Source organism: Amycolatopsis sp. NPDC049691 (assembly GCF_040675005.1).
Lineage (GTDB): Bacteria > Actinomycetota > Actinomycetes > Mycobacteriales > Pseudonocardiaceae > Amycolatopsis.
Window position 1 is genome coordinate 1 of record NZ_JBFANX010000017.1, and the last position, 22,382, is coordinate 22,382.

The window sequence follows — 22,382 nt, forward strand, 5'->3', positions numbered from 1 at the left end:
TTCATCGAGCCGAACAGCGCGCCGTCCTGGAAGAGGACGCCGAAGAGCTTCCGGATCTCGTAGAGCTTGTGCTCGGAGCAGGTGACGATGTCGACCCCGTTGATCACGCACCGGCCGCGGTCGGGCTTGAGCAGGCCGATCATGGACTTGAGGAACACCGACTTGCCGGTTCCCGACGGTCCGAGCATCGCCGACACCTCGCCCGGGGGCAGCGTCAGCGTGACGTCCCGCCAGATGGCCTGCTTACCGAAGGACTTGGTCAGGCCTTCGATGACCACCTCGGCACCCATCGCACCTCCAGGAGCTGTTCCGCGTCATTGCGCCCGCTGCCACACCCATGCCGCCCGCGTCGGCGGCGGGTGCGCGCTCTGGCGCCCCATGAACCCGCGTCAACCAGGTGCAACGAGCTGAGTGCGAACAGGTTACTCACCAGTTTTATTTCCTGGCCAGCCCTGGGCCCAACGTCATCCCGCCGTGATCGGCATCGGGACGCACGGTAGCCCATTCGGGGCAATGACGCAGATCTCCGGAGCCCCGGATCCGCGATTTAGGGACCCGGGGCTATTCGGACACCGCTCCTAGGGGATCAGCGTGAAAGCGGCGACGACCAGCAGGAACACGACGGGCGCGACAACGGCTGCCGGGGAGAGCGTGAGGAGGGGTGTGCGGGCGGTCAGCTGCTGCGCGAGGAGCTCGATGTGCTCGGGGTCGGTCATGGTCGTCTGATCGTTCCGGGACGCGCCGGTGCAACAAACGAAAGCGGGCGGGCACCCGGTGGGGTGCCCGCCCGTTCGCGGTGGCGCTTGCGCGCCGGAAATCACTTGATGGAGATCTTGGCGCCCGCGGCCTCGAGCTTCTCCTTGGCGGCCTCGGCGGCCTCCTTGTCGACCTTCTCCAGGAGGGCCTTGGGAGCGGCCTCGACCAGCTCCTTGGCCTCCTTCAGGCCCAGGCCCGAGACGACCTCGCGGACGACCTTGATGACCTGGATCTTCTTGTCGCCGGCGCCCTCGAGGACGACGTCGAACTCGTCCTGCTCCTCGGCGGCGGCCGGGGCGGCACCCGCGGGGCCGGCAGCGGCGGCGACGGCGACCGGCGCGGCGGCGGTCACGTCGAAGACCTCTTCGAACTCCTTCACGAACTCGGAGAGCTCGAGGAGGGTGAGCTCCTTGAAGGCGTCGATCAGCTCGGCGGTGCTCAGCTTCGCCATGATGGCTTCCTCTCAGAAAAACGAACGGGACGTTCGGGGTGGGGGTGGTTCAGCTCTCGGCGGGTGCTTCGGCTGCTTCGGTACCGGCGGCGTTGCGCTGCTTCTCCTCCAGCGCGGCAGCCAGGCGGGCGACCTGGGACGCCGGCGCCTGGAACAGCGCGGCGGCCTGGGACAGCTTCGCCTTGAACGCGCCCGCCGCCTTGGCGAGCAGGACCTCACGGCTGTCGAGATCGGCGATCCGGTTGATCTCGTCCACGGACAGCGCTTTGCCGTCCATGTAGCCGCCCTTGATCACAAGCGCGTTGTTGTCCTTCGCGAAGTCGCGAAGCGCCTTGGCGGCGTCGACCGCTTCACCTTCGACGAAGGCGATGGCGGTGGCACCGACGAAGAGGTCTTCGAGCCCCGTGACGCCCGCGTCTTCGGCGGCGCGCTTGACGAGGGTGTTCTTCGCGACCCGGTACTTGGCACTGGTGCCGAGAGCGCGGCGCAGCTGGGACAGCTGGGACACGGAGAGGCCGGTGTACTGGGTAACGACGGTGGCCGAGCTGTTGCGGAAGCTCTCCGCGATCTCGGCGACGGCCGCCACCTTGTCGGGCTTCGCCATGGTCGCCTCCTCTCTTGGCTAGTGTTTCCACTGGCTTTTCGAGGGGCTCCGCGAAACGACGAAACGCCCTCGCGCAAGCAGGCGCGGGGCGTTGGTGGGCACGTACGGGTGCCCTGCCTCGTTCCTCCTGCGCGGGCCGCCCGGCGTGATGCGGGACCTTCGTTCCCCGTTGGGGCGGGGAAAACCAGCGGTCTTCGGTAGAACCGTCGACAAGAATACCTTGTCAAGTCGACAGGGCTTCTCCCACCCCCACCTCCGCGGCCGAGTGGGGCATCATGGTGACGTGGCGGAGCAGCGCGATGACGGAAAGCCGGGAGCGGAGATCGAACCGGCGGGCTCGACCGCGCCCACTCCACAGCCGCCGGCGCTCCCCCAGCCCTCCGGCGGGGGCGGCGAGCAGCCGCCGATGGATCCGGCGGAGCTGGAGCAGTTTCGCCAGTTCCAGCAGTTCCAGGACTACCTGCGCTTCACCCAGACCCAGCAGGGCAACCAGCCGGCCCCACCGCCGGACGCCGGAGTGGTCCAGGCCCCGCCGTCCACCCAGCCGGGCGGAGGCGCCCAGCCCCCGATGATCCCGCCGGGCTACCAGCTGGTCCCGACCGAACGCCGCGGCGCCCCGAAGTGGCTGAGCTGGCTGGGCAAGAAGGTGATCGCGTGGGTCTTGGCGATCGTGATCCTCGGCGTCGCGGGAACGTGGCTGTACAACCACTTCTTCCCCAACGACTCCGGCAAGACCTCGGCCCAGCTCGCCCAGGAGGGCGGCGGGAAGTACCACACGAACCACATCTTCTCGACGAATCCGTACGAGGCCGTCCGGTTCGTCTACCACAACATCGCCCAGGGCCGGGTCGACGACGCCTGCGGCCGCTTCCAGAACGAAGGTCCGCGCGACATCCAGACCCAGTTCGCCCAGGACATCGCGCAGACGTTCCGCCAGAACACCGCCCAGACCGACTGCAAGAAAGCCGTCGAGTTCCTCGCCACCCAGGTGACGAACAAGAACGACTACGCCGAATCCCTGCCGTCGAGCGTCTCGGAACCCTTGCCCGGCGACACCGTGACGATCGATTCCTGCACGTTCCCCATCAGCGGCGGTCCGGCGCTGGGCGTCTTCACGGTGTCGAAGGTCGACAAGGGACAGTGGCTCATCACCGGCCACGCCATCGGCCCGGCGAAGTGCAGCGGAGTCCCCACCACCACGCCGACGAGCTGACCGGCCGCGCTCAGCGCGGCTGCGGCGCGGTCAAGAACGCCACCAGGGCCTCCGAGAACACCGGCGACATCACGGCCGTCATGTGGTCGCCCGGGATTCGCACCAACCGCGCCCCCGCGATGGCCGCCGCCAGCCTCTCCGGCTCTGCCGCCAGCAGGTCCTGGTCGCCCGCCAGCACCAACGTCGGGACGCCGATCGCCGAGAGGTTCAGGCTCCCCTCCTGCGATTCCGAAGCCAACGCCACCGCCGCCAGTGCCTGGCGGTCGCCGCCCGTCGCGTCGGCCAGCAAGCGGAACGGCACCCCCGATGGCGGCACCGTCGACGGGTCCTCCGCCAGCAACGCCGAAGCGATCTCCGTCGGCTTCACCACCCGTAGGTCGACGCCGCCGAAGTCGACGATGCCCGAGCCCACTCCGCCCGTTGCCAGCCGGCGGATCCGCTTGTCCGACGCCGTCGCCGTGAGCGCGATGATCGCGCCCATCGAATAGCCGACCAGGGAAACCTCGTCGACGCCCAGTTCGTCCAGCAGCGCCGAAATGTCGCGGGCCATGCTGTCGCCCAGGTACGCCGCCTCGTCGTGGGGCTTCTCCGAACGGCCGTGGCCGCGCGCGTCCAGGGAGATCACCGTCAGGCCCGCCGACCGCAGGGCCGCGACCACACCCGTCGAGATCCAGTTCGCGTTCGTGTCGGCCGCGAAGCCGTGTTGCAGCAGCACCGGGTGGTGGGCGCCTTCGCCCTCCCACACCGTGTAGTTCAACCGGAGGCCGTCGAACGACGCGAATGTCGGCATGACCTCCATGAGACACGAAGAAAGGGCGCCCCCGCAGCAAGCGGGGACGCCCTTTCCGGTGATCTCAGACTCAGACCGTCGCGTCCTCGGAAAGGAGGTTGCGGGTCCGCAGCGGGTCGACCGGGATGCCCGGGCCCATCGTCGTGGTGAAGGTGACCTTCTTCAGGTACCGGCCCTTCGCCGACGACGGCTTGGCGCGGAGGATCTCGTCCAGCGCGGCCGCGTAGTTCTCGACCAGCTTCTCCGTGTCGAAGGAAGCCTTGCCGATCACCAGGTGCAGGTTGGCCTGCTTGTCCACGCGGAAGTTGATCTTACCGCCCTTGATGTCCTTCACGGCCTTCTCGACCGCGGGGGTCACCGTGCCGGTCTTCGGGTTCGGCATCAGGCCACGCGGGCCGAGGATGCGGGCGATGCGGCCCACCTTGGCCATCTGGTCCGGCGTCGCGATCGCGGCGTCGAAGTCGAGCCAGCCACCCTGGATGCGCTCGATCAGTTCGTCGGTGCCGACCGCGTCCGCGCCGGCGGCTTCGGCCTCGGCGGCCTTGTCGCCGACGGCGAAGACGATGACGCGGGCGGTCTTACCGGTGCCGTGCGGCAGGTTCACGGTGCCGCGGACCATCTGGTCGGCCTTGCGGGGGTCCACACCGAGACGCATCGCGACCTCGACGGTCGCGTCCATCTTGGTCTTGGAGGTCTCCTTCGCCAGCTTCGCGGCCTCGAGCGGCGCGTACAGCCGCGCCTTGTCGACGAGTTCCGCAGCCTGGCGGTAAGCCTTGCTGTGCTTGGTCATGCTTCTGTCCTTAAGTAATCGTGGATCAGTGTGGTGTCAGAGCCAGCACCCGGCTCTCCCACGGTGTTGTCTGCCTCGACTCCGTCGAGGCGGCGAGATCGCCCTCAAGCCGCTTCCTGCCCGCCCGATTTCGCTCGGCCTGGGGGCCGATCGAAATCGCTCGGTCAGAAACCGGCGCGATCTCGCAAAGCTGAGAACGTCAGGCGTCGACGACCGTGATGCCCATCGACCGGGCAGTGCCGGCGATGATCTTCGCGGCCTGGTCGATGTCGTGCGCGTTGAGGTCGGTCTCCTTGGTCTTGGCGATTTCGCGGACCTGGTCCCAGGTGACCTTGGCGACCTTGGTCTTGTGCGGCTCGCCGGAGCCCTTCTCCACGCCCGCGGCCTTCAGCAGCAGCTTGGCGGCCGGCGGCGTCTTCAGCTTGAAGTCGAACGACCGGTCTTCGTAGACGGAGATCTCGACCGGGACGACGTCCCCGCGCTGCGACTCGGTCGCGGCGTTGTAGGCCTTGCAGAACTCCATGATGTTGACGCCGTGCTGACCCAGCGCGGGGCCGACCGGCGGCGCGGGGTTGGCCGCACCCGCCTTGATCTGCAGCTTGATGATCGCCGCAAGCTTCTTCTTCTTGGGTGGCATTTCTTTTCCTGTCCTGTACTACGTTCCCCGCGTACCTGCCGTGGACGCGGGGACTGCGGCCGAGAAGGCCGGCCGTCAGATCTTGGAGACCTGGTTGAACGACAGCTCGACCGGGGTCTCCCGGCCGAAGATCGACACCAGGACCTTCAGCTTCTGCCCGTCGACGTTGACCTCGGAGATCGTCGCCGGCAGCGTGGCGAACGGGCCGTCCATGACCGTGACCGACTCGCCGACCTCGAAGTCGACCTCGACGGCCGGGCCGCCGAGCGGCGCCGCGGCCGCGGTGGACTCGCCCTTGCCCGCCTTCGCGGGGGCTTCCTTCTCGACCTGCGGCGCGAGGAACTTCAGCACCTCGTCCACGGTCAGCGGCGACGGCCGCGAGGTGGCGCCGACGAACCCGGTGACACCCGGCGTGTTGCGCACCGCGCTCCACGAGGCGTCGTTCAGGTCCATCCGGACCAGGATGTAGCCGGGCAGCACCTTGCGCTGCACCTGCTTGCGCTGGCCGTTCTTGATCTCGGTGACCTCTTCGGTCGGGACCTCGATCTGGAAGATGTAGTCCTCGACGTCCAGGGTCTGGGTCCGGGTCTCGAGGTTGGTCTTCACCTTGTTCTCGTACCCGGCGTAGGAGTGCACGACGTACCACTCGCCGGGCGCGGCGAGCAGCTCGGCGCGCAGCTTGGCGACCGGGTCCTCGTCGTCCTCGGCGGGTTCGGCGACCTCGTCGGTCACGTCGTCGGCGGCCGCGGCCTCATCGGACGCGCCCTCGTCACCGGAAGCGGCTTCGTCGACCTCGTCGGACACCTCGACGGGCTCGAGGTGCGCGGACTCCTCGTCACCGAGTGCCGCGTGCACCTGCTCGTCGGAAAGCTCGGTCAGGTCGTGACCGGCTGATGTGCCGTTGTCGGAGGTCACGTTCCGTCCTCTCAGTTGATCATTGCCGGGGTCAGGCCGGGACCTGAGCCCCATCGGCGCGCGCCGGGGCGCGTCAGCCGAAGATCTTGCCGATGCCCCACTTGAATGCCAGGTCGAGCACGCTCACCAGGGCCACCATGAACACCACGAAGGCCAGCACGACCGCGGTGTAGGTGACCATCTGCTTGCGGTTCGGCCAGATGACCTTGCGCAGCTCGGCCCAGACCTCGCGGATGAAGCGCATGAGCCGCGCGAACACGGAGGCCTTCTTCGCCTTCTGGTCCCGCTTCGGGGTCGGAGCGCCCTTCGCGTCGGGGGCGGTCTTCTCCCCCGACTTGCCGGCCGGCCGGGTCTTGTCGTCCGCACGTGCCGCGGACTTGCCCGCCGGGCGAGCGGTCGCACGGCGCTCACGCCGGGCAGCGGCTGTGACGGGACGGGACTGGCTCTCGGGCTTCTGCCCGGTGCCGTCCTGCTCCTGCTCGCCGCCGCTGGCGTCGCTGTCGCTCACGACCACTCCTCCGCTCCACCAGTTCCGTTACGCAGGGGTGACAGGACTTGAACCTGCAACCTGCGGTTTTGGAGACCGCTGCTCTGCCAATTGAGCTACACCCCTGTGGAGTCCCGATCGCTCGGAGCCCCGTTGGACGCATTCCATCGTCCCCACCATCCAGGCGGGGATGACCGTAGTGCGTTCCAAGTCCCGAAGTCTACGGCAAGCCTCGCGAGAGCCCGCAACCGCGCCCCCCGATCGACCGCCGAACCCCGGCCGGCCTGCGGAAAACTCCCCGCCGGCCACCTGATCATGCCAGGATGTCCGCCATGACGGACAACCCGGAGTCCCGCTCACCGGTGAGCGGGACGCGGCTGGGGCTCGCGCTGCCGCAGTACGGCCCGCTCGCCGACCCCGCGGCCGTCGCGCGCTTCGCGGCCGCCGCCGAGGACCTGGGGTTCGGGTCCCTGTGGGTCGGCGACCGGATCCTCACGCCGCACGCGCCCTCGGACCGCTACCCGGGCGGCGGGACGCCGGAGCACCCGTACCCCAAGGAGTTCGAGACCTTCGCGGACCCGTTCACGACCCTCGCGACCGCGGCCGCGGTGACCCGCACGGCCCGCCTCGGGATGAGCGCGCTGACCGGTCCGGTGTATTCCCCGGTGCTGCTCGCCAGGGCGCTGACCTCGCTCGACCTCGCCAGCGGTGGCCGGCTGGACGTCGGCCTTGGGCTCGGCTGGCTGCGTGAGGAGTACTTCGCGACGGGCGTCCCGTGGGAGGGCCGCGGCAAGCGGCTGGACGCCGTGCTCGACGCGCTCGAGGCCCTGTGGACCGGCGACCCGGTGGCGCACGAGGGCCCGCAGTGGCGGATCGCGCCGTCGACCGTCGGCCTGCGGCCGGCGCAGGCGCCGCGGCCGCCCGTGCTGCTCGGCGGGTTCTCGCCGGCCGCGCTGGCCCGGGTCGGGCGGCGGGCCGACGGGTGGCTGGCCGGGTGGATGCCGAAGGAGTACCTGACCGGTCTGTGGTCGGTCGCGCTCGATGCCGCCGAGAAGGCCGGGCGTGCTCCCGGCGCCCTGCGGCGGGTGCTGCGGATCAACCCCCGCGCGGGCACCGGCGTCGACACCGTCGCGGACGTCGCGCCCTGCCTCGACGTGGCCCGCGAGCTGGGCATCACCGAGGTGCTCGTCGATCTGCACTACGTCGCCAAGGACGTCGACCACGCATTGGAGCTCGCCGCCGAACTGGTGTGACGGAGATCATCGTCACCCAGCGGGGTTCGATGGTTCCGCCCAGTCACCCGTTCTGCCCACTTCGGAACCGTGCTCGCGCCGGTAGAAACGACATGTGGCCAAGAACAGTGGGGGCGGCTGCCTCGTCGTTGTGCTCGTCGTCGGCCTGCTGGCGTTCGGGTACTACAAGTGGCACCACGGTTCTTCGTCCGCTCCGCCCGATACCGGTGCGGAAACCGGAGGCGGTTCCGGGCGGTATGTCGCCCTGGGCGATTCCTACACGTCTTCGCCGCACAACGGGCGGCAGGCCGGCCCTCCTCCGGGGTGCCAGCGTTCGCTCGACAACTACCCCCACGTCGTCTCCGCGAAGCTCAAGCCCGCCGAATTGGCCGACGTCAGCTGCAGTGGGGCTACGACCGCGAACCTGACTTCGCCCCAGAAGACTTCGGATGGCACCAATCCCGCTCAGCTCGATGCCGTCAACTCCAAGACGACCCTGGTGACGCTCGGGATCGGGGGGAACGACGTCGGGTTCATCTCGATCGCTTCCTCCTGTGCCACCGCGCATCGGTCCGGGTCTCGTTGCCGGGACCGGCTCACCGCTGGTGGGCATGATCAGCTTGCCGAGCGGATCGATGCCACCGCGCCGAAGGTGGGAGCTGCGCTCGACGCGATCCATCAGAAGGCGCCCAAGGCCAAGATCGTCGTTGTCGGGTATCCGACCGTTCTTCCCGATGGGGATGGGTGCTGGCCCGTTCTTCCCGTGGGCTCCGGGGATGTCGACTACTTCCGAGGTGCTCTTGGGAAGTTGAACAAGATGCTTGAGGATCAGGCTGACTCTCACCATGCCGGTTATGCCGATACCGCTGCTCCCAGTAAGGGGCATGATGTTTGCTCGGCTTCCGATGTCCGGTGGGTTGAGGGGGTTATTCCCGCCTCTCGGACCGCTCCGCTTCATCCCAATGTTCGGGGTGAGCAGGGGATGGCTGATGCCGTGCTCGGGGTTCTCAAGCTTCCCTGAGTTCTTCTCCGGAGGGGTCTGGGTGCTCGTCGGTGCCGGTTTGCGGGTCCTCTTGCGTCTTAGACGCGGACCAACGCCTGTGGCTTGCCCAGGACCGTCTTTCCGTCGAACTTCGCCACCAGGTCGATTCTGGCCGTTCCGTCGTCGTTCAGGGCTCCCACCTTGCCGGAGAACTCCACCAGGGCTCCCTCTGGCGTGTTGGGGACCACCACCGGCCTGGTGAAGCGGGCGCTCAGGTCGATCAGCCTTGCCGGGTCGCCCAGCCAGTCCGTCACCACTCGCCCGGCCAGGGCCATCGTCAGCATCCCGTGCGCGATCACGTCCGGGAGTCCCACGTCCTTCGCGAATGCCTCGTTCCAGTGGATCGGGTTGAAGTCCAGGGACGCTCCCGCGTAGCGGACCAGCTGTTCGCGCGTCACCCGGACCTCGATCGCGGGCAGCTCGTCGCCGACGTTCACGCTTCCTCCCCCCGGACCACCAGCTGGGCCCGCGTCGTGGCGATGTGCTCGCCCTCGCCGTCGGCGATCTCCGCCCGCAAGTTGATGAAGTCGTTGCCCGCCCGGGCCATGATCTTGTCGATGTGCGTCGTCAACAGCAGGCGGTCGCCCACCCGGACCGGGCGGCTGTAGCTGAACTGCTGGTCGCCGTGGACCATGCGCGAGTAGTCGAGCCCCAGCTCCGGGTCCGTCACGATCGCGTTGATCGCCGCCAGGTTGACGATTGTGATGAACGTCGGGGGCGCGATCACGTCCGGGTGGCCGGCGGCGCGCGCCGCCTCCGGGTCGCGGTAGACCGGGTTCTCGTCGCCGATCGCGTCGGCGAACTCCCGGATCTTCTCCCGGCTCACTTCGTAGCTGGTCTGCGGCGGGTACACCCGCCCGGTGAACGACTCGTCCAAGGGCACGCCCAGGAGGCTACCAACAGCGAAGCCCCGGCCCGGAGGTCCGGGGCGGGGCTTCGAAAGCTGGGTGAACGCGCTACGTCAGCGGGTTTCCTTGTGCGTCCGGTGCGTACCGCAGTTCGGGCAGAACTTCTTCATCTCCAGGCGATCCGGGTTGTTGCGCCGGTTCTTCTTGGTGATGTAGTTGCGGTGCTTGCACTCTTCGCACGCCAGCGTGATCTTGGGTCGCACGTCGGTGGCAGCCACAGCGTTTCCTTCTCTCTCAGGTCCGGGGGCCAGCCCCGTCGTTACCGCGTAGCGGTGGCCGGACTTGAACCGGCGACACAGCGATTATGAGCCGCTTGCTCTGCCAACTGAGCTACACCGCCCTTACATGACCCAAGCCGCGACACGCAGGCGTGACGCGGCTGAGGTCGAGAGCCCCTTTACGGAATCGAACCGTAGACCTTCTCCTTACCATGGAGACGCTCTGCCGACTGAGCTAAAGGGGCCTGCCTCTCGCGAGGACTTGGAAAGGTTAGCAAGACCCGTCACCCGCCCGTGCAGCCGGGGTCCCCTTAGCACGAAACCTCAGGTCAGCAGGGTAAGCACGGTCTCCGAGTGGCGGCCCGGCGAGCGCGCCGTGCGGGCCTGCAGCCAGGCCTCCAGGCGGTCCTCCGGCAGCGGCCGCGAGATCAGGTAGCCCTGGGCGACGTCGCAGCCCATCGCCTCCAGCTGGTCGCGGGCCACGTCCTCCTCGACGCCCTCCGCGACCACCGTCAGCCCGAGCGAGTGGCCCAGCTCGACGATCGACCGGACCACCGCGAGGTCGCCGAGGTCGGTGCCCATGCCGAGGACGAAGCTCTTGTCGATCTTGACCTGGTCGACCGGCAGCTGCCGCAGGTAGGCCAGCGACGAGTAGCCCGTGCCGAAGTCGTCCACCGCCAGCGTGATGCCCAGCGAGTGCAGCTCGCGCAGGATCGGCAGCGCCTTCTGCGGGTCGGACATCACGCCGGACTCGGTCAGCTCGAACGTCAGCAGCTCCGGCGGGATGCCGTAGTGCTCCAGCTCGCGGGCCACCTTGTTCGGGAAGTCCTCGTCGGCCAGGTTGCGCACCGACAGGTTGACCGCCACCGAGATCCGCAGGCCCTCGTCGAGCCACTTGCGGCAGCGCTTGAGCGCCTCGCCGAGCACGAAACCCGTCAGGACGCCGATCAGGCCGGCCGCCTCGATGGCCGGGACGAACTCGTCCGGGCCGAGCCTGCCGAACTCCGGGTGCACCCAGCGGACCAGCGCCTCGACGCCCTGCACCTGCCGGTTCGGCAGCGTGATCTTCGGCTGGTAGTGGACGCTGACCTGGCCGTCTTCGAGGGACTGCCGGAACTGCGTGACCATCTGGAAGCGGCGCAGGAAGATCTGGCCCATACTCGGCACGTAGCCGCGGACCTCTTCGCCGCCCTTCGTCGCCCGGACGGCGACGTCGGCGCGCTGCAGCAGGCCCTCGATGTCCACGACGTCGCCGGACTCCTCGGGCGTCGTCGTCGCGTAGCCGATCATCGCGTTCGCCTCGACCGACAGCCGGTCGACCGGGTACGGCGCGGACAGCTCCTCGCGCAGCCGCTCCGCCGCCGCGTGGGCGTCCTCCGGCGGGCAGCCGACGAGCAGCGCCGCGAAGGACGCGCCTTCGAGGCGGGCGAGCGGGACGTCGGGGCCGAGCGCGTCGCGGATGCGGCGGCCGGCGGCGATCACCATCCGGTCGGCCCACGCGTAACCCAGCGCGTCGCTGACCGTCGAGAAGACGTCGAGGTCGATCCGCAGCACCACGGCGTTCGCGAAGTCCCGCAACGGTTCCTTCGCCACCTGCCGGAAGCCCGGCCGGTTGAGGTGCCCGGTGAGCGGGTCGTGGTAGGCGTCGTGGCGCAGGGTGGCGAGCAGGCGCCGGTTGTCCAGCGACGTCGCGAGGTGGCTGGCCATCGTGCCGAGCAGCTGGACGTCGTACTTGCCGAACCCGCGCCAGCGCGACAGCCGGTCGTGCGCCTCGACGACGCCGAGCAGCTGGTTCGCGCTGCGCAGCGGCACGACGAGCGCCTCCTGCGCGCCACGGTCGAGCAACGCCGCGCGGACGTCGGGGTTGGCTTCGGTGATGCGGAAGTGCCGGACGTGCGCGCCGGGCAGGCGCAGTAGCGGATCGTCGGCGGCCGGGTCGGCGGCCGGCAGGTCCTCGCCCGCGACGACGACGCGCATGGCGTCCTTCGGTTCGAGCCGCAGTCTCAGCACGACGCGGCCGGCGGCGAGCTGGTCCTTGATCCGCTCGGCGATCGTCGCCCACTCGCGGACGTCGACACCGCCGACGAGCTCGTCGGCCCGGCTGGCCGGGCGCGCCGCGGCCTGCTGGCCGGAGCGGGCCACCATCAGGCTGACGTCGGACAGCGCCTCCATGTCCCGCTGCTCGCGCAGCAGGTCGGAGTACGCCCAGTACAGCGCGGTCAGGCCAAGGAAGACGGCGAGCACCAGCGGCCACGCCTTGGGCGTGTTCGAGATGACGAGGTAGCCGGACAGGCCGACGGACGCGTTGACGAACCCGACGACCAGGATCCGCGCGGTGAGCCGGACGGCGGTGCTGACCCGCATCCGGCGTCGCAGGACGCGGACCGCGGCCAGCGCGAGCAGCGTGCTCACCAGCGGCGCAGTCAGGGTGCCCGCCAGCGCGGCGACCCACGGGATCTTGTCGCCCGCCCCGGCGCCGACGGCGAACTTCACCAGCCCGGCGACCCCGAAGGCGCCGGTGATCTCGAGCAGGAACGCGCCCGCGTTGTAGAGGACGCGGCCGGCGACCTTGCGCGCGAGCAGCGTGCCGATGCCGGCGACCAGGTGCGCGGCCAGCACGACCTCGAACGGCGCCACGAAGAACCCGATGACGAGCGGGATCTCGGTGAAGGAGATGGTCCACGAGATACCGCTGCGGACGTCGACGTTGATGCCGAGCTGTTCGGCGAGCAGGAACGCGACCGCGAGCACCGGCCCGATCCACAGCAGCCTGCTGTCCCAGTGGAACGGCAGCCACGAGCCGACGGCGAACGCGGCGACGAGCCCGATGCTCAGGACGGTGAAGGTGTACGCGCGGAACCGGCGTTCGTCGGTGCGGGCTTCGGCGGAGACGGGCGGTGTGCCGGAAGCGGTTCCCGGCCCGGGCTGCGCCTGCGCTACGGCGTCGCCGTGGGCGTTGGTGTCCGGCATCCGACCTTCCCTCCCGGCTTGTCCACCGGTACTGATCCGTGACTTCGGGTGTGGACAAGGGCCATACCGTACCCCGTAGGGCGTACCCGTGTCCCTTTCGAGACAGTAGGAGATCACCCCAGGGTTAACAATGCCTCGATGGCGCTGACCTGCGTGGACCAAGGGGTGAAACTCTGTGGTAGGCGGGGCTCCGCCCCGGGCCGGGGGCTCCGCCACCCGGACCCCCGGAGCAAGGGTGGCGAACCAGGGGTCGGTCCCGCGCACACGACGGTCCGGATAGCGCTTCAATGAACCCATGCACAGCGACGTGATAGCCACCGAACACGCGGCCCGGCTCGCGGCGGTGGATTCCCTGCTCCCCGGTTCATCTCCCTTCGAGGCGGCCGAAAACGCCGTGGTGCTGGAGGTCGCGACGGGTGACTCCGCCGCGTCCGCCCTCGCCTCGCGCATCCAGGTCGACCAGGACGCGCCGAACGCGCCGTGGCGGGCCCTCACCGAGCACCGGCTCGACCTCCAGCTGGCCGGTCCGCGGCCGGCCGAGGCCCTCGACGCGCTCCTCACACGATGGGATGAACATCTGCGCGCGGTCGCCGAGCGCGGCGACACCGAGACCGCGGCGATCGTGCCGCGCGCGAGCCGCGACGCCGCCGGCACGCGCGAAATGCTGCACCACGGCTTCGCGCCGCTGCGGGTGATCGCGGTCCGCCCGGCCGAGCGGATGATCCCGGCGGGCCCGCGCGGCACGCCCGGCGTCAAGATCCGCCGCGCCGAGCCCGGCGACCTCGAAACCGCCGTCACGCTGGGCCTGGAGCTGCACACCTTCGACGCGCAGTACGGCACGGTCAACTTCCGCAAGGGCGTCGAGGACATCATGGCCAAGGACCTGGCCGAGCAGCTGAACCGCCCGGAGCCGCCGCTGTGGATCGCCGAGCTGTACGGCCGTCCGCTCGGCATGGTGAACGTCCAGCACCCCGGCGAGACCGGCTGGATCAGCGACCGCGTCAACGCCTCCCGCGTCGGCTACCTGTCGTCGCTGGCCGTCGCGGAGACCGCGCGGTCGTCCGGTGTCGGTACCGCGCTGGCCGCGCACGCCCACCACGTCCTCGACGAGGAAGGCGCCGACGTCGTCCTGCTGCACCACGCGGCGGCGAACCCGCTGTCGACGCCGTTCTGGTACGCGCAGGGGTACCGCCCGCTGTGGACGTACTGGCAGCGCCGGCCGGCCGTTCGCTGAACAACTGGCGGCTGACCCGGGTGGCCGGTCCTTATAGGCTGGTCCGGCGAGGAACGAGGGGAGCCGGCAGTGACCGACCAGCGCGATTCGGCGCCGAGAGCGCCCGAAGGCGTCGACACCGAGAAGCCGTCCGCGGCCCGGATCTACGACTGGTACCTGGGCGGCACGCAGAACTGGGCCGTGGACCGCGAGTTCGGCAGGCGCATGGAGCAGCAGTGGCCGCTCGTGCGCCCCGGCTCGAAGCAGAACCGCGAGTTCATGAACCGCGCGGTCCGGGCGGCGCTGCGGGCCGGGATCCGCCAGTTCATCGACCTCGGCTCCGGTGTCCCGACGGCCGGCAACGTCCACGAGGTCGTCGAGGCGGAGCTCCCCGAGGACCACGACGCGAAGGTCGTGTACGTCGACTACGAGCCGGTCGCGGTCGCGCACGCGACGCTGATCCTCGAAGAGGGGATGGCGACGGACTGGGCGGGGATCGTCCAGGCCGACATGCGCGACGCGAAAGCCGTGCTGCGTGCCGAAGAGACGAAGCGGCTCATCGACTTTTCGCAGCCGGTTTGCCTGATGATGATGGCGGTCCTGCACTTCGTCGGCCCGGACGACGATCCCATCGGGCTGCTGCAGGCCTACCGCGACAAGCTCGCGCCGGGCAGCTGGCTGGCGATCTCGCAGATGAGCGAGGGCGACGGGACGGGCCAGGCACTGGAGGGGCTGCGCTGGTTCGTCGAGCAGTACCGCAAGACGAGCAACCCCGTCTGGCTGCGCAACCGGGAAGAGATCGAGCCGCTGTTCGGCGACTGGAACATCCTCGAGCCGGGCATCGTGCACCTCCCGGACTGGCGGCCCGACCGGAAGCTGAACGCGCTGGAGGCCGAGGCCCGGCCGTTCGCGTGGTGCGGCATCGCGGAGAAGCCCGGCGCATGAGCGAAACGGCGCCGGTCGCACCCGCCGGAGTGGACATCGAAAAGCCGTCCGCGGCGCGCGTCTACGACTGGTACCTCGGCGGGAACCAGCACTGGGCGGTCGACCGCGAGTTCGGCAAGCGCGTGGAGAAGGTGTGGCCGCTGATCCGGCCGATCTCGCGGCAGAACCGCGCCTTCATGAACCGCGTGGTCTCGGCGGCGATGGACGCGGGCATCCGCCAGTTCGTCGACCTCGGCTCGGGCGTGCCGACCGCCGGCAACGTGCACGAGATCGTCCGCGACCGGCTGCCCGCCGGCGAGCGCGCGTCGGTCGTCTACGTCGACTACGAGCCGGTGGCGGCCGCCCATTCGCGGCTGATCCTCGAGCGCGAAGGCGCGACGGACTGGGCGGGCCTGGTCGAGCGCGACATCCGGCGGCCGGCGGAGGTCTTCGACGACCCGCTGACGGTGTCGCTCGTCGACTGGTCGCGGCCGGTGTGCCTGCTGATGATCACGGTGCTGCACTTCATCGGGCCGTCCGACGACCCCGAGGGCCTGGTGGCGGCCTACCGCGAGAAGCTCGCGCCGGGCAGCTGGCTGGCGCTGACGCACGCCACGTGCCGCGACGACGCGCCGCCGGAGCGCGCCGCGGAGGTGAAGCGGTTTATCGACGCCTACCGCGACACGTCGAACCCGGCGTGGCTGCGGTCGGCCGAGGAGCTGCTCCCCTGGTTCGGCGGCTGGCCGCTGCTCCCGCCGGGGATGACATCGTTGCCGGACTGGCGTCCGGAAGAGCCGCCGACACCGATCGACGCGGAAACGCGCCCCTTCGCCTGGTGCGCCGTCGCTCGCCGCCCGTAGCTCTGACCTGCAGTTTTGGTGATCGCTGTGGGCGAACGCACCATCGGAAACAAACGCACCCATCGGAGAGTTGAGCAAGGCAGACTCAACTACACGAGGAGTGCACATGTCCGACACCCGCCTCCTGCCCGTGCTCCCGCTCGATGACGACGTCGTGCTGCCGGGCATGGTCGTCCCGCTCGACCTGACCGACACCGAGACGCGGGCAGCGGTGGAGTCCGCCCAGGCCAAGACGCCGAGCCAGGCGTCCTTCCCCGGCATCCGGTCGACCGGCGCCACCAAGGCCGAGGTCCTGATCGTCCCGCGCGTGCACGGCGAATACGCCGAGTACGGCACCGTCGCCACGGTCGAGCGCATCGGCCGCGTGCCCGGCGGCAAGGCCGCCGTCCTGTTGCGCGGCACCGCCCGCGCGCTCGTCGGCCGGATCGCCGACGGCCCCGGCGCCGCCCGCTGGGTGCACGCCGAGGACGCGCCCGAGACCACCGACGACCGGACCGCCCAGCTCGCGGCCGAGTACAAGGCCGTCGTCATCTCGATCCTCCAGCAGCGCGGCGGCTGGCAGCTGATCGACGCCGTCCAGCAGGTCGAGGCCGCCTCCGCGATCGCCGACCTGTCCGGCAACGCGCCCTACCTGTCCACCGACCAGAAGCTCGAGCTGCTCGGCGCCCTGGACGTCACCGCACGCCTGGAGAAGGCGCTCGAGTGGAGCAAAGAGCACCTGGCCGAGCTCGAAGTCACCGAAACGATCCGCAAGGACGTCTCCGAGGGCATGGAGAAGCAGCAGAAGGAGTTCCTGCTGCGCCGCCAGCTCGAAGCGATCCGCAAGGAGCTCGGCGAGCTCGACGGAACCGCTCAGGACGACGACTACCGCGCCCGCGTCGAGGGCGCCGAGCTGCCCGACGCGGTCAAGAAGGCCGCGCTGGCCGAGGTCGACAAGCTGGACCGCACGTCCGAGCAGTCTCCCGAGGGCGGCTGGATCCGCACGTGGCTGGACACCGTCCTGGAGCTGCCCTGGAACGAGCGCACCGAGGACGTCTACGACATCGCCGCGGCGCGCGCGGTGCTCGACGCCGACCACGCCGGCCTCGACGACGTCAAGGAACGCATCATCGAGTACCTGGCGGTGCGCAAGCGCCGCGCGGAATCGGGCCTCGGCCCGGTCGGCGGCCGGCGTTCCGGCGCGGTGCTCGCCCTCGCGGGCCCTCCCGGGGTCGGCAAGACGTCGCTGGGTGAGTCCGTCGCGAAGGCCATGGGCCGCAAGTTCGTCCGGGTCGCACTGGGCGGCATCCGCGACGAGGCGGAGATCCGCGGCCACCGCCGCACGTACGTCGGCGCGCTGCCCGGCCGGATCGTCCGCGCCATCAAGGAAGCCGGCTCGATGAACCCGGTCGTGCTGCTCGACGAGATCGACAAGGTCGGCGCCGACTACCGCGGCGACCCGACCGCGGCGCTGCTCGAAGTGCTGGACCCGGAGCAGAACCACACGTTCCGCGACCACTACCTCGAGGTCGAGCTCGACCTGTCCGACGTCGTGTTCCTGGCGACGGCCAACGCGCTGGAGACGATCCCCGGCCCGCTGCTGGACCGCATGGAGCTCGTCACGCTGGACGGCTACACCGAGCACGAGAAGGTCACCATCGCCCGCGACCACCTGCTCCCCCGCGAGCTGGAGCGCGCCGGCCTCGGCGCCGCGGACGTCGTCCTGACGGACGCCGCGTTCAGCCGGATCGCGGCCGAGTACACCCGCGAGGCGGGCGTGCGCGACGCGAACCGGACGATCGCCAAGGTGCTGCGGAAGGTCGCGACGAAGGTGGCACTGGACGAGGCTTCCCTGCCGCTTTCCATCGACGCTCCCGACCTTCCGGACTACCTGGGCCGCCCGCGGCACATCCCGGAGTCGTCGCTGCCGGCATCGACGCAGCGCACGGCGACCCCGGGCGTTGCAACGGGCCTGGCGGTGACCGGCGCCGGCGGTGACGTCCTCTACATCGAGGCGTCCCTGGCCGACGAGGAGTCCGGCGCGTCCGGGCTGCAGCTGACCGGCCAGCTCGGCGACGTGATGAAGGAGTCGGTCCAGATCGCGCTGTCCTACCTGCGCTCGCACGGAGCGGAGCTGGAACTGCCGGTGGGCGACCTGCGCAAGCGCGGCATCCACGTCCACGTGCCGGCGGGCGCGGTCCCGAAGGACGGGCCGTCGGCGGGCGTGACGATGACGACGGCGCTGGCATCGCTGCTGTCGGGCCGGGTGGTCCGGGCGGACGTGGCGATGACGGGCGAGGTGTCACTGACCGGCCGGGTGCTCCCGATCGGCGGCGTGAAGCAGAAGCTGCTGGCGGCACACCGCGCGGGGATGAAGACGGTGATCATCCCGCAGCGCAACGAGCCGGACCTGGACGACGTCCCGGCCGAGGTGCTGGCCGAGCTGGACGTCCACGCGGTGGCGAACGTCCGCGAGGTCCTGGACCTCGCCTTGACCCCGGCTTCAACGCCGGTTTCCCAGGCGGCGTAACCCCGAACGCCGCCACCCGAGAACGGCCGGTTTCCCCTACCCCCAGGGAAACCGGCCGTTCGTTTGCGTCCGCCACGGCAGTGACCCGACAAGGCAGGCCGCTACTCCGTTCGGGGCACGGTGATCACAAAGGAATACAGGGCGTAACAACACTGTGCAGATCGTCGATCAGGTTCCTAGAGTGAGGTGCTCCGGGCCCAGCCGCGTCCGGACGAATCGACGACGTTGGAGCGCGCGTGACGAAATCGGTCGCGGAAGACTCGGAGATCCAAGAGGACTACGAGGTCTTCCGCGCAATCGTCGAGAGGTTCACACCGGCGGAAGCCGCACGTCGCATCCGCAGGATGGGCGTGTCCGAAGACGTCGTCAGAAGAATCGTCGAACGACACGAGACCGAGTGCATTCGGGTCCGCGACATGGACGAACCGCATTCCGTGTACCGCGACAACCGGATGACCTGGTACACGGGTCCGCAGTCGGAGGACCGGAACTGGCCGTCGCTGGCACAGTCGCTGCGCGACAAGTACCGGAACGAGGAAGCCGTCAAGGCCGTCGACGACGCATCAACGAAGGTGGTCTCGCTTCTGGAACACCCGAAGCTCGCCGAATTCTCGACCCGCGGCCTGGTCGTGGGATTCGTCCAATCGGGCAAGACGACCAATTTCACGGCCGTCATGGCCAAGGCGGCCGACCGCGGCTACAAGCTGTTCATCGTGCTTTCCGGCGTACACAACGCACTGCGGAAGCAAACCCAGGTCCGGCTGAAGAACGACCTGATCGCCGCGAACCCGGAACTGTGGCACGAGGTGACCACTCCCGAACGGGATTTCGGCGAGCGGGGCAACGCGGCGGCATACCTGGCGGCGAAAGACCAGCACCTGCTCCTGGTCGTGAAGAAGAACGCCGCAGTCCTGCGCAAGCTCAATGCGTGGCTCGGGACGGCACACGAATACCTCGAGAACTGCCCCACCCTCATCATCGACGACGAGGCCGACCAGTCCACGGTCGCGACGAAAAAGATCAATCCGCTGCTCTACAAGGTGCTGAGCAAGTTCCCGAAGGTCGGCTACGTCGGGTACACGGCCACGCCGTTCGCGAACCTGCTGATCGACCCGTCGGTCGAGCAGGACTTCTACCCGAGGGACTTCATCGTCAACCTCCCGAAACCGGTCGGTCACCAAGGCACGGAAGTCCTGTTCGGGCGTGAACCGCTGGACTGGGAGGACGCGGCCGACGTTCCCGGCGGGTACGACATGATCCGCCGGGTCCCGGACGACGAGGTCGACGACCTCAAGCCCAAGAACAAGAAGGAGGCGCCCACCTTCACGCCCGCGCTGACCGGGTCTCTGGAGGCGGCCGTCCGCTGGTTCTGGCTCGCGACGGCGGCCCGCCGGGTGCGGGGCACCGGAAACCCGCACTCGTCCATGCTCATCCACACCAGCGTGGACTCGGGTGTCCACTTCGCGTTCGTTCCGGTGTTGAAGGCCCTCCGGTCCAGGACCCTCGAAGGGCTCGGCCGGGACACCCGGAAGCTCCTGGACGAGCTTCGCCTGCAGTGGACCGAAGAGACGGCGAAGGTCCGGGCGGCGGATCTCGACGAAGTTCCGGTTTCGTTCGACGACCTCCTGCCCCACCTTCGCACCGTCGTGCGGGAGACGACCCTGGTCGTCGACAACTACCGCAGCAGCGACCGACTGGACTACGACTCCGGACCGGTGACCACGATCGCGGTCGGCGGCAACACCCTGTCCCGTGGGCTCACGCTGGAAGGGCTGGTCAGCAGCCTGTTCGTCCGAGGTGCGTCGGCGTACGACACCCTCCTGCAGATGGGGCGCTGGTTCGGCTACCGCGACGGCTACGCCGACCTGCCCCGCATCTGGATGACCGACGAGCTCCAGAGCTGGTTCCGCCACCTGGCCACGGTCGAGGCCGAAATGCGCATCGACATCGACCGCTACATGACCACGAACGAGAACCCGATGACGTTCGCGGTCCGGCTGCGTTCGCATCCGAAGCTGCTGATCACGGCGAAGGCGAAGATGCGGGACGCGGTGAAGGCCGAGGCGGCATACGGTGGCCACCTCATCGAGTCCCGGTACTTCGACGTCCGGCCCGAAGGCAGGCCGTGGCTCGACCGCAACGCGGAAGCAGCCAAATCCCTTATCGAGGACTGCCTCCTCGCGAACGGTTCCGGTCCGGCTCCCGGCGAGAACCGCGTGCTTTTCAGGGACGTGCCACACGAACGGGTCACGCGGTACCTGGCGGAATACTCCTTCCATCCCAAGTCGACGGAGGCCGACAGCCGTCGTCTGCTCGGCTACATCGAGAAGCGACTGCGCGCCGGCGCGTTGAAGCGTTGGAACGTCGCCGTGATCGGCAGCAACCGGACCGAAGCGAAGAAGTACAAGGTGGGCTCCGACTTCGAAATCGGGATGGTCCGCCGCGGGCGCATCGACTTCGAGACCGGTGTCGCCGCCGGAGAGCCCGCCGACATCAAGACGCTGACCAGCGCCCGCGACACGACCCTCGACCTGTCCCTGCCGAACGGACCCGAGGAGCTGAAGCGGTCCGACATCGAGAAACTGCGAGAAGCCCAGGTCCCCGACGTGGGTCTCCTGCTGCTCTACCCGATCGACCCGATCTCGCCGACGACGGCCGTGGGCCGTGTCGCTCTCGACGCTCCCGCCGACGTGGTCATGGGCACGGCCCTGCTCTTCCCGCACCCCGCGGGCGACGACGACAAGGTCGAGGCGGAGTACTTCTCGGCGAACCTGGTGGAGCAGGACGATGTCGATGCCTTGGAGATCGACGACGAGGAAGAAGAGGAATGACCGAGCTGCGCGACGTCGTCGTCGATCGCTGGCGCGTGCTGGAAGTCGCGGCGCGCGATTCGGGTTCGACGATCGTCACCAGTCCGGTGCCCGTCGACACCCCTCAGGGACCGGTGCTGCTGGGGATCGACGCGGCGGGGCACAGCCACCTGCTGGTTCCGCTGGCGGCCCGGCAGACCGTCGAACCCGACCTGACCGGCCGGGCCGTGCACCTGGTGACGAAGCCGCTCGAAGACGCGGTCCAGTACCGGAACTACGCGGATTTGGTGCTTCTCGATCCTTCGCTGCACGACGTCTTCACGTCGCTCTGCGAGGACGTCCTCGCAGGTGTGGCAGCCAACCCCGAGAAGGCGGTTCGCGCGCTTCGCCGCGTGTTGGACGAATGGCGTCAGCTCCTGTCCGGCGCACAAGGACCGTTGAACGCCCAAGCGTTGGCCGGACTCTTCGGTGAGCTGACCGTCCTCCGCCGACTGCTGCAGCAGGATCCGGGACTCGCCGACAGCTGGCACGGCCCGGGTGGGACCGCGAAGGACTTCCACCTCGCAGGCAACGCGATCGAAGTGAAGACGACGACCGCGCCGGAGGGTCGGACCATTCGGGTCCACGGGATCGACCAGCTGGAGCCGCCGGCGGGCGGAGACCTCACCTTGGTGTGGTTCCGGTTGCTGAGAACGGCTTCGGGGACGTCCGTGCCGGATCTGATCGAAGACGTTCTGGCGCTGGCGGACAACCCGTCGCCCATCCGTCGAGGACTCGCCGAACTCGGCTACCGCGAGCGTGACGTCGACCGGTACACCTCGATCCGCTACGAGGTCCTCGAACGCAGGTGCTACCGAGTGGACGGGGGATTCCCCCGGATCGTGCCCGCGTCCCTCATCGGCGACGCACTCGAACCCGGCATCGACGATCTCGTCTACTCGGTCGACCTCGACAGCCCGAAGGCACTCGAACACGAGGTCGCCGACTTCGTCCTCCTCGCTCCTGGAGCATCGTGAACGACCAGCCACGATGGTGGTCCCAGCCGTTCCCGCC

At 69.2% G+C, this 22,382-nt stretch carries 22 protein-coding genes and 3 tRNA genes; 9 read left to right on the forward strand and 16 right to left on the reverse strand.

From position 1 onward, the window contains the following. The 4 genes from AB0J40_RS32325 to rplJ all read right to left on the reverse strand — a co-directional run. Positions 1 to 290 (reverse strand): ATP-binding cassette domain-containing protein (locus AB0J40_RS32325; protein WP_364460544.1); only part of this gene is annotated, 290 nt, incomplete at its 3' end. A gap of 288 nt (positions 291 to 578) precedes the next feature. Further along, positions 579 to 716, reverse strand: a complete 138-nt coding sequence (locus AB0J40_RS32330) for a hypothetical protein (RefSeq protein WP_364460547.1) — start codon at positions 714 to 716, stop codon at positions 579 to 581. A gap of 101 nt (positions 717 to 817) precedes the next feature. Beyond that, entirely contained in the window at positions 818 to 1,207 is a 390-nt protein-coding gene (gene rplL / locus AB0J40_RS32335; RefSeq protein WP_364460549.1) for a 50S ribosomal protein L7/L12, read from the reverse strand. A 49-nt stretch (positions 1,208 to 1,256) separates the two neighbouring features. After that, a complete protein-coding gene (gene rplJ, locus AB0J40_RS32340) occupies positions 1,257 to 1,811 on the reverse strand; it encodes a 50S ribosomal protein L10 (protein ID WP_125310035.1) in 555 nt (184 codons plus the stop codon). A 283-nt stretch (positions 1,812 to 2,094) separates the two neighbouring features. Between rplJ and AB0J40_RS32345 the strand changes: the two genes are divergently transcribed. Then, a complete protein-coding gene (locus AB0J40_RS32345) occupies positions 2,095 to 3,024 on the forward strand; it encodes a hypothetical protein (RefSeq protein WP_364460552.1) in 930 nt (309 codons plus the stop codon). A 10-nt stretch (positions 3,025 to 3,034) separates the two neighbouring features. On the opposite strand, the gene AB0J40_RS32350 is transcribed toward AB0J40_RS32345, so the two are convergent. The 6 genes from AB0J40_RS32350 to AB0J40_RS32375 all read right to left on the reverse strand — a co-directional run bounded on the left by AB0J40_RS32350 (position 3,035) and on the right by AB0J40_RS32375 (position 6,769). Further along, positions 3,035 to 3,814: an alpha/beta hydrolase gene (locus tag AB0J40_RS32350; protein WP_364460554.1), complete on the reverse strand. Its 780-nt coding sequence runs from the start codon at positions 3,812 to 3,814 to the stop codon at positions 3,035 to 3,037. A gap of 70 nt (positions 3,815 to 3,884) precedes the next feature. After that, positions 3,885 to 4,604, reverse strand: coding sequence for a 50S ribosomal protein L1 (rplA, locus tag AB0J40_RS32355; RefSeq protein WP_364460556.1), 720 nt, complete (start codon positions 4,602 to 4,604; stop codon positions 3,885 to 3,887). Between the two features lie 199 nt (positions 4,605 to 4,803). Then, complete coding sequence (gene rplK, locus AB0J40_RS32360; RefSeq protein ID WP_043781763.1) at positions 4,804 to 5,241, reverse strand: 50S ribosomal protein L11; 438 nt, start codon at positions 5,239 to 5,241, stop codon at positions 4,804 to 4,806. Positions 5,242 to 5,316: 75 nt separating this feature from the next. Beyond that, the gene (gene nusG, locus AB0J40_RS32365) at positions 5,317 to 6,156 is read right to left on the reverse strand and encodes a transcription termination/antitermination protein NusG (RefSeq protein ID WP_364460559.1); all 840 of its coding nucleotides are present in this window, start codon (positions 6,154 to 6,156) and stop codon (positions 5,317 to 5,319) included. Positions 6,157 to 6,229: 73 nt separating this feature from the next. Further along, positions 6,230 to 6,670, reverse strand: a complete 441-nt coding sequence (gene secE, locus AB0J40_RS32370; RefSeq protein WP_364460561.1) for a preprotein translocase subunit SecE — start codon at positions 6,668 to 6,670, stop codon at positions 6,230 to 6,232. 26 nt (positions 6,671 to 6,696) lie between these two features. Beyond that, a tRNA-Trp gene (locus tag AB0J40_RS32375) sits at positions 6,697 to 6,769 on the reverse strand. A 197-nt stretch (positions 6,770 to 6,966) separates the two neighbouring features. On the opposite strand from AB0J40_RS32375, the gene AB0J40_RS32380 reads away from it, so the two are divergent. Both AB0J40_RS32380 and AB0J40_RS32385 read left to right on the forward strand, forming a co-directional pair. Next, on the forward strand, positions 6,967 to 7,896 hold the full coding sequence (locus AB0J40_RS32380; RefSeq protein WP_364460564.1) for a TIGR03619 family F420-dependent LLM class oxidoreductase: 930 nt from the start codon (positions 6,967 to 6,969) through the stop codon (positions 7,894 to 7,896). 94 nt (positions 7,897 to 7,990) lie between these two features. Then, the gene (locus AB0J40_RS32385) at positions 7,991 to 8,896 is read left to right on the forward strand and encodes an SGNH/GDSL hydrolase family protein (RefSeq protein ID WP_364460567.1); all 906 of its coding nucleotides are present in this window, start codon (positions 7,991 to 7,993) and stop codon (positions 8,894 to 8,896) included. A gap of 59 nt (positions 8,897 to 8,955) precedes the next feature. Here AB0J40_RS32385 and AB0J40_RS32390 read toward each other — a convergent pair whose 3' ends face one another. The 6 genes from AB0J40_RS32390 to AB0J40_RS32415 all read right to left on the reverse strand — a co-directional run bounded on the left by AB0J40_RS32390 (position 8,956) and on the right by AB0J40_RS32415 (position 13,013). Then, positions 8,956 to 9,354 carry a MaoC family dehydratase gene (locus AB0J40_RS32390; protein ID WP_364460569.1) on the reverse strand — a complete coding sequence of 133 codons (399 nt, stop codon included), beginning with the start codon at positions 9,352 to 9,354 and terminating at the stop codon, positions 8,956 to 8,958. Continuing rightward, positions 9,351 to 9,800 carry a MaoC family dehydratase N-terminal domain-containing protein gene (locus tag AB0J40_RS32395; protein ID WP_364460572.1) on the reverse strand — a complete coding sequence of 150 codons (450 nt, stop codon included), beginning with the start codon at positions 9,798 to 9,800 and terminating at the stop codon, positions 9,351 to 9,353. The genes AB0J40_RS32390 and AB0J40_RS32395 overlap by 4 nt, the downstream gene beginning before the upstream one ends. A 78-nt stretch (positions 9,801 to 9,878) precedes the next feature. Beyond that, complete coding sequence (gene rpmG, locus AB0J40_RS32400) at positions 9,879 to 10,043, reverse strand: 50S ribosomal protein L33 (protein WP_005152047.1); 165 nt, start codon at positions 10,041 to 10,043, stop codon at positions 9,879 to 9,881. Between the two features lie 49 nt (positions 10,044 to 10,092). After that, a tRNA-Met gene (locus AB0J40_RS32405) sits at positions 10,093 to 10,165 on the reverse strand. A gap of 50 nt (positions 10,166 to 10,215) precedes the next feature. Then, positions 10,216 to 10,288: transfer RNA gene (locus tag AB0J40_RS32410), tRNA-Thr, on the reverse strand. Positions 10,289 to 10,367: 79 nt separating this feature from the next. Then, positions 10,368 to 13,013, reverse strand: coding sequence for an EAL domain-containing protein (locus AB0J40_RS32415; RefSeq protein ID WP_364460575.1), 2,646 nt, complete (start codon positions 13,011 to 13,013; stop codon positions 10,368 to 10,370). Positions 13,014 to 13,308: 295 nt separating this feature from the next. Between AB0J40_RS32415 and AB0J40_RS32420 the strand changes: the two genes are divergently transcribed. The 6 genes from AB0J40_RS32420 (at position 13,309) to AB0J40_RS32445 (ending at position 22,345) form a co-directional block, all read left to right on the forward strand. Further along, positions 13,309 to 14,247 carry a GNAT family N-acetyltransferase gene (locus AB0J40_RS32420; RefSeq protein WP_364460578.1) on the forward strand — a complete coding sequence of 313 codons (939 nt, stop codon included), beginning with the start codon at positions 13,309 to 13,311 and terminating at the stop codon, positions 14,245 to 14,247. Between the two features lie 69 nt (positions 14,248 to 14,316). Next, entirely contained in the window at positions 14,317 to 15,171 is an 855-nt protein-coding gene (locus AB0J40_RS32425; RefSeq protein ID WP_364460580.1) for an SAM-dependent methyltransferase, read from the forward strand. After that, positions 15,168 to 16,010: an SAM-dependent methyltransferase gene (locus AB0J40_RS32430; RefSeq protein WP_364460582.1), complete on the forward strand. Its 843-nt coding sequence runs from the start codon at positions 15,168 to 15,170 to the stop codon at positions 16,008 to 16,010. The genes AB0J40_RS32425 and AB0J40_RS32430 overlap by 4 nt, the downstream gene beginning before the upstream one ends. A 106-nt stretch (positions 16,011 to 16,116) precedes the next feature. Further along, positions 16,117 to 18,519: an endopeptidase La gene (gene lon, locus AB0J40_RS32435; protein WP_364460584.1), complete on the forward strand. Its 2,403-nt coding sequence runs from the start codon at positions 16,117 to 16,119 to the stop codon at positions 18,517 to 18,519. A gap of 416 nt (positions 18,520 to 18,935) precedes the next feature. Then, complete coding sequence (locus AB0J40_RS32440) at positions 18,936 to 21,350, forward strand: Z1 domain-containing protein (protein ID WP_364460586.1); 2,415 nt, start codon at positions 18,936 to 18,938, stop codon at positions 21,348 to 21,350. Then, positions 21,347 to 22,345, forward strand: coding sequence for a PD-(D/E)XK motif protein (locus tag AB0J40_RS32445; protein WP_364460588.1), 999 nt, complete (start codon positions 21,347 to 21,349; stop codon positions 22,343 to 22,345). The genes AB0J40_RS32440 and AB0J40_RS32445 overlap by 4 nt, the downstream gene beginning before the upstream one ends. Positions 22,346 to 22,382 lie beyond the last annotated feature (37 nt).